At 64.1% G+C, this 14,070-nt stretch carries 15 protein-coding genes; 7 read left to right on the top strand and 8 right to left on the bottom strand.

Annotated elements, in window-relative coordinates; genetic code table 11:
* Positions 1-11 precede the first annotated feature (11 nt).
* Together CA234_RS13055 and CA234_RS13050 are read right to left on the bottom strand one after the other, a co-directional pair.
* A complete protein-coding gene (locus CA234_RS13055; RefSeq protein WP_206431191.1) occupies positions 12-692 on the bottom strand; it encodes a GIY-YIG nuclease family protein in 681 nt (226 codons plus the stop codon).
* A gap of 126 nt (positions 693-818) precedes the next feature.
* Positions 819-2,182 (bottom strand): IS3 family transposase gene (locus CA234_RS13050; protein ID WP_241213488.1). Its coding sequence is split into 2 segments (ribosomal slippage): positions 819-1,832 and positions 1,835-2,182, totalling 1,362 coding nucleotides; the frame shifts between segments, so codons are not numbered across the junction.
* Positions 2,183-2,273: 91 nt separating this feature from the next.
* Here CA234_RS13050 and CA234_RS13045 point away from each other — a divergent pair.
* The 7 genes from CA234_RS13045 (at position 2,274) to CA234_RS13015 (ending at position 9,458) form a co-directional block, all read left to right on the top strand.
* Complete coding sequence (locus tag CA234_RS13045; protein WP_126001897.1) at positions 2,274-2,627, top strand: hypothetical protein; 354 nt, start codon at positions 2,274-2,276, stop codon at positions 2,625-2,627.
* 278 nt (positions 2,628-2,905) lie between these two features.
* On the top strand, positions 2,906-3,667 hold the full coding sequence (locus tag CA234_RS13040; protein WP_206431190.1) for a protein ImuA: 762 nt from the start codon (positions 2,906-2,908) through the stop codon (positions 3,665-3,667).
* Between the two features lie 277 nt (positions 3,668-3,944).
* Positions 3,945-5,372: a DNA polymerase Y family protein gene (locus CA234_RS13035; RefSeq protein ID WP_126001931.1), complete on the top strand. Its 1,428-nt coding sequence runs from the start codon at positions 3,945-3,947 to the stop codon at positions 5,370-5,372.
* Positions 5,369-8,632, top strand: a complete 3,264-nt coding sequence (locus tag CA234_RS13030) for an error-prone DNA polymerase (RefSeq protein WP_126001930.1) — start codon at positions 5,369-5,371, stop codon at positions 8,630-8,632. The genes CA234_RS13035 and CA234_RS13030 overlap by 4 nt, the downstream gene beginning before the upstream one ends.
* Positions 8,633-8,635: 3 nt before the next feature.
* The gene (locus CA234_RS13025) at positions 8,636-8,932 is read left to right on the top strand and encodes a hypothetical protein (protein WP_126001896.1); all 297 of its coding nucleotides are present in this window, start codon (positions 8,636-8,638) and stop codon (positions 8,930-8,932) included.
* An 8-nt stretch (positions 8,933-8,940) separates the two neighbouring features.
* Positions 8,941-9,174, top strand: a complete 234-nt coding sequence (locus CA234_RS13020; protein WP_126001895.1) for a hypothetical protein — start codon at positions 8,941-8,943, stop codon at positions 9,172-9,174.
* A 14-nt stretch (positions 9,175-9,188) separates the two neighbouring features.
* Entirely contained in the window at positions 9,189-9,458 is a 270-nt protein-coding gene (locus CA234_RS13015) for a hypothetical protein (RefSeq protein WP_126001894.1), read from the top strand.
* A gap of 66 nt (positions 9,459-9,524) precedes the next feature.
* Here the strand turns inward: CA234_RS13015 and CA234_RS13010 are convergent, their stop codons facing one another.
* From CA234_RS13010 to CA234_RS12985, 6 genes are all read right to left on the bottom strand, one after another.
* Positions 9,525-9,701 (bottom strand): DUF3606 domain-containing protein, encoded by a 177-nt coding sequence (locus tag CA234_RS13010; RefSeq protein ID WP_126001893.1) that lies wholly within the window; start codon positions 9,699-9,701, stop codon positions 9,525-9,527.
* Between the two features lie 852 nt (positions 9,702-10,553).
* The gene (locus CA234_RS13005) at positions 10,554-11,003 is read right to left on the bottom strand and encodes a hypothetical protein (protein ID WP_126001892.1); all 450 of its coding nucleotides are present in this window, start codon (positions 11,001-11,003) and stop codon (positions 10,554-10,556) included.
* A complete protein-coding gene (locus tag CA234_RS13000) occupies positions 11,000-11,206 on the bottom strand; it encodes a DUF5818 domain-containing protein (protein WP_126001891.1) in 207 nt (68 codons plus the stop codon). The genes CA234_RS13005 and CA234_RS13000 overlap by 4 nt, the downstream gene beginning before the upstream one ends.
* On the bottom strand, positions 11,196-11,453 hold the full coding sequence (locus CA234_RS12995) for a hypothetical protein (RefSeq protein ID WP_126001890.1): 258 nt from the start codon (positions 11,451-11,453) through the stop codon (positions 11,196-11,198). Before CA234_RS12995 ends, CA234_RS13000 begins: the two co-directional genes overlap by 11 nt.
* Positions 11,454-11,522: 69 nt before the next feature.
* Complete coding sequence (locus tag CA234_RS12990; RefSeq protein WP_126001889.1) at positions 11,523-12,335, bottom strand: CsgG/HfaB family protein; 813 nt, start codon at positions 12,333-12,335, stop codon at positions 11,523-11,525.
* A gap of 470 nt (positions 12,336-12,805) precedes the next feature.
* On the bottom strand, positions 12,806-13,894 hold the full coding sequence (locus CA234_RS12985) for a nuclease-related domain-containing protein (RefSeq protein WP_164521807.1): 1,089 nt from the start codon (positions 13,892-13,894) through the stop codon (positions 12,806-12,808).
* Between the last annotated feature and the right edge of the window lie 176 nt (positions 13,895-14,070).

Raw genomic sequence — 14,070 nt, 5'->3', positions numbered from 1 at the left:
CGAGTCTTTGTCTAATTTTCGTTCAGCCCGAACTCCGAACGCGTATGCAAGCGGATCTTCCAAGTTGCTTCAATCTGTATCACCTCGTCCTGACTCAAGTCTGGCGACACGCGCTGTAAAATCGAAAAGCGGAACGTCGACGGGTCGCGATTGCGAAGCTTCTTGTTCCCGCCGTGCCCAGTGGATGCATACTCCATCCAGCGGCCGAGAAGATTGGCGCCGCCATAGGCGGAACCGACATATGATCTACCGTCCTTCTCATCCCAAATGAGATAGATACCGCGCCACTGCTCTAGTTTCGATTTCATTTTCGAGGGCAGAATTTGCAGTTCGGCCCAGCTATAGTTTAGTCGGTCCCACGAGGGTAGCTCACCGTCGAAGGCGCTTTCTTCGCGGATCGCCAAAATCGACATTGGTGTTTCGCTTGCGCGGCGGCCCCACGAACGGTGCGGTGGCCATTCGATGATCAACTTACCGCGCCATTCTTGATAATACTCGAGCCTTCGCAGATCGAAGTAGAGCCGGGTGTCCCGGCCATCTTCGGTGGTCCAACCTGGATTTCCTAGGCGTTTCAGCTCGATCTGCTCCGGTAATGCCCAGAACTGCTCACGCCCGATCGGACTAGCATCCACCACATCATACAAGCCGACAAACACAGCCTTGCCGGAGTCGTACTCAATGAAGGAGGCCAAATGGCCACCACGCCTCTTGAGGAACGAAGCCTCCATCTGTGAGCTTTGGTACTGTCCGTCGTCAGAACATTCGGCACAACTCGCGGCGTAGATTAGCGGAGTGCGGACCTCGTCAGGGGGTTGATGTTAGGCGGCGAACTTGCGGTGCTGCAAGCGCCGATGTTCGATGGTCTGTCGCTTGATCCTTTCGCGCAGTTTGATGATTGCCGGAGCCCTGCCGAAGTAGGCATCGGCAGGCGTCACGTTGGCCAGGCTCTCGTGGTATCGCTGGTGATTGTAGTGCTCGACGAAGGTCTCGATGTGGGCTTCGAGGTCGCCGGGCAGGAAGTAGTTTTCCAGCAAGATGCGGTTTTTCAGGGTCTGGTGCCAGCGCTCGATCTTGCCCTGGGTTTGGGGATGACACGGGGCGCCGCGGACATGGCTCATCTTCCGGGCCTCGATGTATTCCGCCAGCTCACCCGCGATGTAGCTGGGGCCATTATCGCTGAGTAGCCGGGGTTTGTGCAGCACCGTGGCGCTGTCGCAACCAGAAGCCGCCAGGGCGAGGTCCAGCGTGTCGGTGACGTCCTCGGCTCGCATGTTGGTGCACAGCTTCCAGGCGATGATGTAGCGTGAGAAGTCGTCGAGCACGGTCGACAGATACATCCAGCCCCACCCGATGATCTTGAAGTAGGTGAAGTCGGTCTGCCACATCTCGTTCGGCCGCGTGGTTTTCGTGTGGAACTGATCGGCAGCCTTGATCACGACATAGGCCGGGCTGGTGATCAGGTCGTGGGCCTTCAACAGGCGGTAAACCGTGGATTCCGACACGAAGTAGCGCTGCCCATCGGTGAAGCGCACGGCCAGTTCCCGGGGGCTCAGCTCAGACTGTTCCAGCGCCAGCTCGATGATCTGGTCGTGGATGCCCGCCGGGATGCGGTTCCACACCCGGCTCGGCGCCGATGGCCGATCTTCCAACGCCTCCGGCCCGCCTTCGAGGTAGCGATCATACCAGCGGTAGAATGTCCGACGAGGGATGCCGAGTTGGTCCAGCGTGCGCTTGGCCGACAGGTGCGACTGCTCGACGGTTCTGATGATCTCGAGCTTCTCGGATGCGGGATACCTCATTCGTCGTTGCCCCCATCCGCGACCATGCTTTTTTTGAGCAGACGGTTTTCCAGTGTCAGATCGGCCACGCATTCCTTCAGGGCCCGGGCTTCGCGGCGCAGGTCCTGGACCTCTCCGGTGGTCGCGGCACGGGCGGTGTCGCCGGCCAGGCGGCGCTTGCCAGCTTCCATGAACTCCTTCGACCAGGTGTAATACAGGCTCTGGGCAATGCCTTCCTTGCGGCATAGCTCGGCGATGCTGTCTTCCCCACGCAGGCCATCCAGCACGATGCGGATCTTGTCCTCGGCCGAAAAGTGGCGCCGGGTCTGTCGGCGGATGTCCTTCACTACCCGCTCTGCTGGGGCCTTGGCGGGCGATTTTACATTGGAGGATCTGAGCTTCATCTTCGTTCCTTCGTCACTACGACGAAGCCCAGATCCTCCTTAAATCACAACCTCAAATCTGTGCCATCGGTGCTGACGGCGGACAAATGCTATGTCTAGCTTTCTGTCGGCAGTGTTAACACGACTCCACGTCGTCCTCCTACTCATCTTTGGATACTTCGCGCTCAGTGCGCTTCACGAGGAGATGCGCCTCTTTGGGAAGGCAGTGTGGATGCTAATTTCCAATCATCGGCCGCACGAAGCGGTACTGATCGATGGATTCACCAGTGTCTATATCAACCTAACTCTCTCTGTCGTAGTTGCGGTCTTTATCGTCTTCATGGAGTCGCGAGTGACAAGGCTGGCAGCGCGTAAGAGCCCAGCTGAGGCCCGAAAGGCGTTGAACTGGCCGGCCTGGTTCGAAAAGGTTCTGTCGTTCATCTACCGCATGTTGGATGTACGCTGAGAACGAGTGAGAGGTACCTAGGCACGTTTCGGCCACCAGCTGAGACGTGTCATAGGCCTGAATAACGCTCGCACTTACAATGGCTCCGGTTTACCGCTGTAGGCTGGCTCTATCCACATGCGCTGACGCTAGCAGTCGGCTCCACGCCTGCAACGGCGCTCCGCGGCCGCCCCTGTTCCATCTCCGTTCCATCAATCCACAGCTACGTGTTCGCCCCTCCTTGACCAAAGGTGCTCCGTAAAGGAACATAGAGGGAACGTTTAGAGTCTTAGAACACGATGATCGCCGCCCTCGAGTCCCTCGCGCCCAGCATAGCGCACCTCCGCACGATCGCGACGCCCGCGGCCGACTACCGGGTGCTGCCCTTCGGCGTCGACGCGATCGACAGTCGGCTCGGGGCAGGGGGGCTGCGTGCCGGCGCGCTCCACGAGGCGTCCGCGCGGAGCCTCGCCGTGGTCGACGACGCCGCCACGACCCTGTTCCTCGCCGGCATCGCCGCGCGCGAGGCCGCGGAGGCGAATGGCCCGGTGCTTTGGGCGAGCTTCCGCAGCGACCTCTACGCGCCGGGCCTGGCCCAAGCGGGACTACCGTCTTCCAGCGTGATCTATGCGCAGCCGCGTGACGATGCCGCTCTCCTGGCCGTAATTGAGGATGCCGTGCGGGACGGCACCCCGTCTGTGGTTGTGGCCGAGGCAACCCGGGTGTCGATGGTCGCGACGCGGCGCCTGCAGCTGGTGGCGGCCGAGGCGGACATGCCGGTGCTGCTGCTGCGCCGCCGGCGCGGGCGCGACCAGGATCCGCTGGAAGAGCCGTCGGCTGCATGGACCCGGTGGCGCATCGGCGCTGCCCCGTCCGAGCGACTAAGCGTCGCTGGCGTGGGGCGGCCGCGCTGGTCGGTTGAGCTGGCGCGCCAGCGTGGTGGAGCATCCTTCTCCCTGATTGTGGAGGGTAGCGATGAGACGGGTCGTCTCGCTGTTCCTGCCGAACTTGGCCATCGAGCGGCTGAGAAGGTTGGAACGGCCCGCATCGCGGCCGCCTGAGCGGCCAGCGCTTCAGCTCCCCGTCGACGATGATCCCGGCGCTTGCTCGGTCCCGCGCGGCGGGGGCTGGCGACCTGGTGCCCGCTGGGCACGGCAAGGTGCGGATCCCCGCGCCGACGTCGAGGCACAGATCGCGGCGCTGCCGGCGCATGCAAAGCCTCCGATGCGCGAGCTCGGCCGACGCTCGGAGCCCGCCAGCAATCCGTACAAGGCAACTCATGGCGTAAGCACTCCGGAAGCATCGCGTTTTCATATTGAAGCCACATCAGACGCACCGATGGCGCTGGTGGGCAAGGTCGGCCGCCGCGAGGAGGTAGTGGCCGCGTGCCTAGGCGCGCAGGCGCTCGGCATCCGCCCCGGTATGGCCGCGACCCATGCCCGCGCCCTCGTGTCCGACCTGGACTTCCGCCCTGCGGAGCCGGAGGCCGATGCTGCGCTGCTCGATCGCCTCGCCCTGCTCGCCGTGCGCCGCTGGTCGCCGACGGCGGCGGTTACCCCGACCGACGGCCTATGGATCGATCTGACGGGCTGCGAGCACCTTCATGGCGGCGAGGAGCGGTTCTGCCGGCGGCTGCAGGCATTCTGCCGCCGCGCGGGCTTCACCGCGCGCGTGGCCATTGCCGATACCCCTGGTGCCGCACATGCGCTCGCCCGCTACGGCAGAGACGACCTGACCCGGGTTGAGCCTGGCAGGACGGCTGACGCGCTCGCACCGCTGCCGATCGCCGCCCTTCGCCTATCCGCGACTGCACAAGCTGCAGCGCGGAAGTTCGGGTTCGAGCGGATTGCGGATCTCCTGCCCGTCGCACGCGGGCCGCTCGCCCGCCGCCTCGGTCTGCCCGCGATCACCCGCCTCGATCAGGCGCTGGGCGCGGTAGCTGAACCCATCACGCCGCGCGAAGACGCCGAGGTGCCGTTCGTCGAGCGCCGGCTGCTCGAGCCGATCGGCACCGCCGAGGCAATCGAGCAAGTCATGGGCGATCTGCTGGGTGATCTGGCGCAGGTGCTGCAGGAGCGGGGGCTCGGCGCCCGCTCGCTCCGGTTGACGGGTCTGCGCGTCGACGGCGGCGAGCAGGTGGTGGCGATCGGCACATCGCGGCCGACGCGAGAGGTGACGCACCTCCTGCGCCTGCTGAAGCTCCGCATCGACCGCATCGATCCCGGCATGGGCATCGAGCAGTTCTGGCTCGCTGCGCCGCACACCGAGCCCCTCGATGCCATGGACCTGGGCGCTGTCCTCGCCGGCGACACGATGGTGCGCGATCCGTCGCGCCTCGTCGACGTCATCGCTGGCAGGATCGGCCCCAGCGCGGTCTTCCGCATCGCTCCTGTCGAGAGCCATGTACCCGAGCGCGCGGTCGCGCAGGTCGATCCCAATGAGCAGCCGGGGGAGTGGCCGGGTTGGCAGCGCCCGATCCGCCTCTTCGCTCGGCCCGAGCCGCTCTTCAACGTGCTGGCGCTGCTCCCGGATCAGCCTCCCCGCCGGTTCGAGTGGCGGGGCAAGCGCTACACGATCGTCGGCGGCGATGGGCCTGAGCGCGTCCACGGCGAGTGGTGGCGCAGAGACGCGGAGACCTGGGCGGTTCGCGATTATTACCGCGTCGAGGACGAGGAGGGCGGCCGCTACTGGGTCTTTCGCCGCGGCGACGGCTTTCAGGACAACACCGGGGATCTGTCCTGGTGGATCCATGGTGTGTTCGGATGAGCCGCTATGTCGAGCTGCAGGTGCTCACCCACTTCTCGCTGCTGCGCGGCGCGTCGAGCCCTGACGAGCTGTTCGCGGCCGCAGCGCTGCTCGGCTATCCCGCGATCGGCATCAGCGACATCGGCACCGTCGCCGGTGTAGTGCGAGCATGGGAGGCGCAGAAGGCAACGGGCGTGCGCTCGATCGCCGGCACGCGCGTGGATCTGTCGTGCGGTCGCCGGCTGCTGCTCTACCCGACCGATCGCGCTGCCTGGTCCCGCATCACGCGGCTGCTGACCGTCGGCAAGAAGCGGGCGGGGAAGGGGAGATGCCTTCTGCACTGGCGCGACCTCGAGCCTTGGTCTGACGGCGTCATTGCCATCCTGCTCCCGCACGAGGCCGACGAGGAGAACCTGGCTGCCCTCCGCGATCTGAGGGCGGTCTACGGGCGCCGCGGCTACATGGCGCTGTTCCAGCGCCGGCGCCCCGGGGACGCGGTGCGGATCGATGCGCTTGCAAGGCAGGCGGGCGGCGCCGGCGTGCGCGCCGTGGTGACCGGCGACGTGCTCTATCACGCACCCGACGCGCGGCTGCTGCAGGACGTGGTGACGGCCGTGCGCGAGAAATGCACCGTGGACGAGCTCGGCTACAAGCGCGAGGTGAATGCCGATCGCGCGCTGAAATCGCCCGAGGAGATGATCCGACGCTTCCGCGCCTATCCCGATGCGCTGCAGGCGAGTGTCGACATCGCCCGCGCCTGCACCTTCGACCTGGGCGAGCTGGCCTACCAGTACCCGCATGAGCGGCTGATCGACGGGCTCACCGCACAGGAGGCTTTGCAACAGCTGGCGACGGACGCAGTGAACCAGATGTTCGACGGCGAGGTGCCGGAGGCATACACAAACCAGATCGCGCACGAGCTGAAGCTGATCGAGGAGCTGGGCTATGCGCCCTACTTCCTCACCGTCTACGCGATCGTGCGCGAGGCGCGCCGGCGCGGGATCCTCTGCCAAGGCCGGGGCTCGGCCGCCAACTCGTGTGTCTGCTTCGTCCTCGGCGTCACCTCTATCGATCCGATCAAGCACGAGCTGCTGTTCGAGCGCTTCGTCTCCGGCGAGCGCCGCGAGCCGCCCGATATCGACGTCGACTTCGAGCATGAGCGCCGCGAGGAAATCATCCAGTGGATCTATGAGACCTACGGGCGTGATCGCTCAGCCCTCACCGCCGTCGTCACCCGCTACCGCGCGCGAGGCGCGGTTCGGGACGTCGGCAAGGCGCTGGGTCTGCCCGAGGACCTCACCTCGTCGCTTGCGGGCCTGGGGTGGGGTTGGTCGGCCGAAGGGGTAGGGGACAAGCAGGTCGAGGAGCTGAACCTCGATATCGGCGATCGCCGGCTGCGGCTGACACTCGAGCTCGCCCGCAAGCTGATCGGGGTGCCGCGGCACATGAGCCAGCACCCGGGGGGCTTCGTCCTCACCCATGATCGGCTCGATGACCTGGTGCCCATCGAGCCCGCAGCGATGGAGGATCGCCAGATCATCGAATGGGACAAGGACGACATCGACGCACTCAAGTTCATGAAGGTGGACATTTTGGGATTGGGCATGCTCGGCTGCATGAACCGCGCCTTCAACCTGCTCGAGGCGGAGAAGGGGCTGCACGTCGAGATGAAGGATCTGCAGGACGATGACCCTGCGGTCTTCGGCATGATCCAGAAGGCGGACACCCTCGGCACCTTCCAGATCGAATCCCGCGCGCAGATGTCGATGCTCCCGCGCATGAAGCCGCAGCGCTTCTACGATCTGGTCATTCAGGTGGCGATCGTTCGGCCAGGCCCGATCCAGGGTGACATGGTGCATCCCTATCTGCGGCGGCGCGAGGGGCTGGAGAAGCCGGAATATCCAAGGCCCGAGCTGCGCGCGGTGCTCGAGAAGACGCTCGGCGTGCCGCTGTTCCAGGAGCAGGCAATGCGCGTGGCGATCGTCGGCGCCGGCTTCACCGCGGCCGAGGCCGATCAGCTGCGCCGCGCGATGGCCACCTTCAAGTTCACCGGCGGGGTCTCGCACTTCAGCGAGAAGCTGATCGAGGGGATGGTCGAGCGTGGCTACCCGCGCGAGTTTGCCGAGCGCACCTTCCGGCAGCTCGAAGGCTTCGGCTCCTATGGCTTCCCGGAGAGCCACGCCGCCTCCTTCGCGAAGATCTCCTACGCCTCGTGCTGGATGAAGCACCACCACCCGGATGTGTTCTGCGCGGCACTGATGAACGCGCAGCCGATGGGGTTCTACGCGCCGGCGCAGATCGTGCGCGACGCGCGCGAGCACGGCGTTGAGGTGCGGCCGCCCTGCATCAATGCGAGCCGCTGGGACTGTACGCTTGAGAAGACCGGCGGCCGCTACCTGGCCGTGCGCCTTGGGCTACGGCAGATCCGTGGACTCTCGAATGCCGATGGCGCCAGGATCGTGGCCGCGCGGGGCACTGCACCCTTCACCAGCGTGGAAGAGGTCTGGCGGCGATCGGGCGTGCAGCGCGCATCGATCGAGAAGCTGGCGGAGGGCGACGCTTTCCACGCTTTCGGCGCCGATCGCCGGCAAGGACTTTGGAAGGTGAGGGGGCTCGGCGAGGCACCATTGCCGCTCTTCGCAGCCGCTGATCGCGCTGCTGAGCGTTTCAGCGCGGAAGGACTGGAGCCCGACGTGGCCCTACGGCCGCTCACCGACGGACGCGAGGTGATCGAGGACTACCGCTCGCTGCAGCTGTCGCTGCGCGCGCACCCGCTGACCTTCGTGCGAGACGAGTTGCGCCGGCGTGGCGTCACCAAATGCGCGGATCTCGCGAACATCCGCGACGGCCGACACGTCGAGGTCGCCGGCATTGTTCTGGTCCGCCAGAAGCCAGGTTCCGCGAAGGGGGTCTTGTTCATTACAATCGAGGACGAAACGAATATCGCTAATGGAATCCTCTGGCCCGACCGCTTCGAGGCCCAACGCCGCACCATCATGTCGGCGTCAATGGTGGGTCTAAAGGGCAGGGTGCAGAAGGAAGGTGATGTGATCCACATCATCTGCGACCGCATCATCGACCACGGCGATCTTCTACACCGAGTTGGCGAAATGTCATTCCCGCATCGCACGGGTCGTGGCGATGAAGGCCGGCATCCCGGCGCGCCTGATCGCGGCGACAAGGGATGGAGCCCCGAGCCCCGCAACCAGTATTGGCCGCCCCACGCGGACGGCATGGATCCAGAGGAAGTGGTGCGGTTCAAGTCGCATGACTTCCATTGATCGATGCCGAAGCTGGGCAGGCATCAGCGCGTCGTCATCGCGCTCTCGGTGCATATTCTCAGGACCGGCGTGACCAGGTGCGCGAACTCCCGCGTGGATCTGCCGGAGATCCGCTTGGCGCTGCGATGCTTGCTGCCACACTGCCCCGAGAAGTGGCCGCTGACCTGCTATTGGGACGCTGCGGGCCAAGAGAATGAGATCGGGCGGTCCCAAGGGGTGACTGCTGCGTTCAACGGCATCGTGCGGCAGCTGCGGCGGGCCGGCTGCTACGAGGAGGTGACCCCGCATGATCTTCGGTAGAGCGCGACATGCCCGCTAAGGTGGAAGGCCCATATACGACCTTGGGCGAGTGGGCTGTCGAGCGCGCCGATATGCGGATCGTGTGCGAATGCGGGCGGACGATCAACGTGCCCGCCGACAAGATCCTCTCGCGGTTCGGCAGGGATAGCAGCGTCCAGAAAGCGGTGATCCGCCTGCGCTGCACAACGTGCCGGCGCCGCGGGCATGCCACCATTTCTCCCATTCCGGTGTTGAAGCGCTAGGAAGGGTTGGCACGATGCCGGAGACGAAGCCCACAACGACCGACGACATTCGCAATTTGCTTGCGCACCTTCTAGCCGGCGCTGCGGGGGAAGATGAAGCGCATTGGCTGAAGCTGATCGGGCCAGTGACCGCTCTGCCGATCATCGACGCGCCCAGATCTAATTGGCGGATCGAGCCGAAGGGTAAACCAGGGGAACTGGAAGCAATCGAGAAAGCCGCCGAAGTGGTGCGTTTGGCTTACCCGTATGTGCCGTCTCCTCGCGCGGGAGGGGCGGCTCGTTAAGCGGGCTGCGGACCCGCTCCGAGCGAGCCTCAGCTCTGCTCAGCGCGATGCCTACCGCTCGTCAGGTTAACGCTTCAGATAAGCTCGCACATCGTCGGCGCGATCCCCTACGGCGTTCACTGCTTCGACCAGCTTGTCCTTAGATACCCCGAAGGACTCCATCCAGTCTCGAACCTCATAGTCCTCGCTCAGCGAAACGCGCTTGCGATCCTGGCCACCAACCTGCGTCTTGTCGTCTGCCATATCTTCTCCTCTCGAAGCGAAAGCGCTGCGCCTCGCCGAGAACGCTGCCTCGGCGGGTGATATCGATCGCTGCCAATTAGCGGGTGCTCGGCGCTACGCGGTGGTAGCGCCTGAGCGGCTACCCGGCTCATCAGCGTCCTTCCGCGTTTGGTAGATTGCCCCTGCAATAAGGGCGGCCACGCCTGCGGCTCCTGCAATCAGGCCGCGATTCCTTCTGAGGAACCCCTTCGACGGCCGTTTGGCTGCGACGTTTTGGGGGCGGGATTTCTTATTCGGCTTTGCTGTCATGCGGCCTGAACTCTCGTTGCGCGCGCAGGTTGCGGGACGGACGCCCCTCCGCCGATGCGCCGAGCTTCCTGATGCGGTCGATTGAGAAGCATCGCGCAAAGTTAGCGGAGATCGAAGCACAAGCTGATAGCCACGCCTAAGCGTGCGCGGCGGCTACGGCTATTCCGAGGATCCGTCTTCCGCCGGCGTATCCAAATGGCGGCTGAGGGTGGGTTTCCGCGCAGCCATTCGCTCCCACGTGTCCGCGGCCTGCAAGTGCTTCTGGCGGACGTTGGTGAGCGGCGTTGCCTCAGCGGCCTCACGGTGCTCGCGCGCGCGGTCGTTACAGTAAGCTGGGCTCTCGATCATGACTTCCCCCCGTTCGGGGGCGTACAACGTCATGGCTGGAAGATTGTTGCAGCGAATTACGGACCCGCACGACCAGCATCCCAGCAAGCGCTCTCGACGAAGGCAGGCAAAAAAATGGCGCTCCACCACGGAGCGCCTACGAAGTTTGGGTCGTGCGGCGTGAATACCATCTGGCTCGCGATGATCAACCGCCTGCGACAATTCATTACAAAATTCTCACAGCGTTACGCCTACGAATACCATAAAAAAGGCAAGTACGCCTGCAGCTACTTTGCCGACACCAAGCATTCTTGCAGCCACTCCGCGCCTTTGCTTTCCCCATGTCTTGTCGCGTGCCGTCCTCATCGCGAGCACACCGTCCACACAGAACACAGAGCCGACGATGAAGAGGGCGATGCTAAACCCCTTCACGAAGCCGTGGATCCCGTGTCCGGTCAGAACGAAGAAGGCGATCAGGGCGATGGTGATCAGGGCATAGAGGGTCATGCCCACGTCCAGCACGCTGTATATCCGGTAGAGCCGCGGGCGACCGACGGGGCTGCGGGCGATGACGATCGGCCGCTTGCAAGTCAGGCAGCCTCGGACCTTATGCCGCTTGAGATTCTGGAACAGGATGTTCCTGCAATAGGGGCAGTGCGCTGCCTGGATCTGGATGGGAGCATTCATGCGCCGGCCCTTCCGACGTAATAGACCTCGATCACGGAGAGGCCGCGTCGAACACCTTCGATCGTTACCTCGTCGGCGTCGTCGCATTCTGAGAGAGCTTCCCCGGTCAGCCGCCAGTGCATGCCGCCATTGTCGCAGAGCATGCGTCCGCGCGGCGTCCTGGTCATTTTGCCGGAGAGCCGCATCGGGGGATCAGACGCCATCGTCAATCTCCGTTGCTGGGTTGATCGCCACTCGAAAGCATTCGGGCACGCAGTGAAGCATCGGATGCCCTCGATAGATGAACTGCTCGCCGTCGATAAGAACCGGCTCGTGCGCGAGACGCCGGCAAGGCTTGTTCGCAGCGTCCCGCCAAGCACACGGCGCGGCCATTGGCTGCCGAGGCTCGGCCTCCAGCTCGACCATCTCACGTGTGGTGACATCCGAAAAGAGATCAGCCTGAAGCTCCATCACGCACCTCTCAGGAAGGGAAGGGGAGGCCACCCAGCTGGCATCCTCGCCCTTCCTCTCCCCCTCTCCTCACTGCTGCCCTGGGGCCGCACTGCCGCCAGCAGGCGCTGGAGCGGGAGCTGCCGCTGCCGCTGGGGGTGCAAGCCGCACCTTCGCGTCGGTGGTGAGCTTCCGATATGCGTCTAGCAGGGCGAGCGAGGTGATCTTGCCCATGTCGGTGCTAGTGTAGCCGCCGCCGAGAGCGCCGATGCCGGCATTCAAGAGCACCCCGCCGCCGATGATCGAGAGATCCTTCTTGCGGACCTGGCCGCTGGCGATCGCGCGCTGAATGCCGGTGGAGACTTCCACGAGCGCCAGCATGACTTGGGCTTCCAGCTTCTTGCTCTTGAAGCCTAATCCGCCCCCGAACATCCCGCCGGCGCCGCCGCCATAGCCTCCCGCGTCCCCGTCCGAGTAGACCACGCTTGCGGTGAGGAGATAGTCGGCTGCGCGGAGCGTGTTCGTCTTTGCGCCGGCAGTTGTCGAGCCGGCCATCTCGCGCTCCCGCTGCAGGGCATCGAAGCCTTCGCCGCGATCCACGATCAGGAAGCAGTTGGAGTTGGCTGCTAGCAACTTCAGGAGGGGGATCGGGTCAACACGGGCCTGGCCGCCGTTTTGCTGCGCCTCTGCCATTCGCATCATAGCCGCGATCTGAGGAGGGAGGCCGTCGGTCGGCGACGCTGCGCTGCGCTTCTCGACGATCGCCATCGTGCCAAACGGCTGCACGCACTTCGGCACCTCGGATGTCTCGTCGACGCCGGTGCCCCCCTTGCCCATCTTCTGTGCATTCGCGGTGCCGATCGACAGGGCCAACGCGGCCGCGGTCAGTAGAACCTTACCCATGGTGTTCCTCCTGTGGTGTTTGCATTTCATGGACACGGATCCGCTTCAGCGGCTCCAGATCTGGCGGAGACGGACTATGAGAAACGGCGTCGTTATCGCGCCTGCCAGGACGATCGCGATTGCCGGGTCTCGGAGCGACGCGCCCGCTGGGGCAGCCGCTAGCCAAAGCAGAGGCAGAAGCACTGCTTCCCAGAGAACGACCCACAGATATGGGTCCAGGTCGCCAGCGGCGATCCGGCCAGCGCCGGCGAGCTCCGCAAGCGTGGGACGGATCTCCCTTCGGGTTTCTCTGCCGCCGAGATAGCCTTCTGCGTAAAGATCACCGATCAGCTGGTCTCGGGTCTCAGGTGACAAGTCGATGCCAACCTGACTGCACACCTTTCGGACGTCACGAGTGAGTCGCTTGTACCTCGGGCAATTCTTCGCATTTTCGTGCATTGATTCTGCAGTCGGAAATTGTGCTCCTGCCATCACATTTCTCCTTCGACGCTGTTCGGTTCTCTTGCGACGATCATGCGGATCTCAAGCGCCGCTGCGTCGTCGTTGCAGATCCAGTTCTGGAAGAGGGGCTGCCACCTCGCGCGCCCCTCGCAGGCCGCGCTCAGGCGCGCCTTCGCAGCTTCGTTGTCACGGGCAGCGAGGAAGGCGATGCGGCCATCGGGCAACTCCCGCTCTGCGATGCCCGGCGAGATCACAACTGCCGGCGACGCTTTGCGCTGGGCCACTGGCACCGCTTCCTCGTCCGCCTGTTCGGGTAGAGTCGGGGTGGGAGCATCGGCCTCTTCCGCCTCGGCCGACGTAACCACAACCTCGTCCTCCCCCTCTTCCTCTCGCACCGGTAGGGGGCAATCCGGGTCCAGGGCGTCTTCTGCTGCTTCAGCCGCCAGCTGCTCCTCGTCTGCAGGTTCATCCACCTGCTCGGCAGCGCCATCGTTCCTCTGCGCATAGGATCTCGGTTCGATGCCGAGCCGCTGCGCCATGGTTTGCTCGTCCGAGACGTGCGAGGCCGCGAGCTGTGCGCCGATGGCGACGAGGGTTCCACTGGGTACACCACTCGAGAAAAGCTTGCCGACCGGGCTGACGCCGGCGAACGCCACCCAGGCACGGTGAAAATTGTCGATCTTGTAGACCGGCAGCGCCTCAGTGATCTTCGTGCGATCGATTTGCCCATCCGCGGGAATAACGACGAAGGTGCCTACTTCGCTGAAGGCTTTGTCGTGATCGTGCGCTTTCAGCCAGGCACGCAAGACATCGCGCTGCCGGCGCGCTTGAGCAACTGGGTTGGGGATCTGAACCGGCCTGCGGCGGCCCTCGTACCAGACAACCCATTCGTCATGCTTGTTGCGCGACATGCGCCCTGAATAGTTCTTCACCTCCACCACAGAGGCCTTACGCGACAAGCGTGACAGGATGATGTGATCGAACTGAGCAAAGCTCCCGATCCCGTCGGGGATTCGTAGATCGTGGATTAAAACATGATCTTTTGAATCGAAGAAGAGGCGATCCAGGATATGGGCCGTCTCCCTCTCGCCGATGATGCCGCGCCTGTGAGCGAGCATCTTCTTGCGGAGGCGATCTGATGGTTCCCCCGCCATTGCGCGAGCGATTAGCTCGTTCGCCTCGAGCAGTTCCTCAGCTCGTGTAGATGGCTTTGAAATCACCCTTTTCCCCCTGTTGAATTAGCAACTTGTCACAGTTCGAGCCCCAGATTCTTCTCTGGCACCGGCGGCCCCTT

Source organism: Sphingomonas sp. ABOLE (assembly GCF_003950455.1).
Taxonomy (GTDB): Bacteria; Pseudomonadota; Alphaproteobacteria; order Sphingomonadales; family Sphingomonadaceae; genus Sphingomonas; species Sphingomonas trueperi.
Note: the sequence above shows the minus strand (reverse complement) of the source record. Positions and strands in the feature narration are given on the sequence as shown.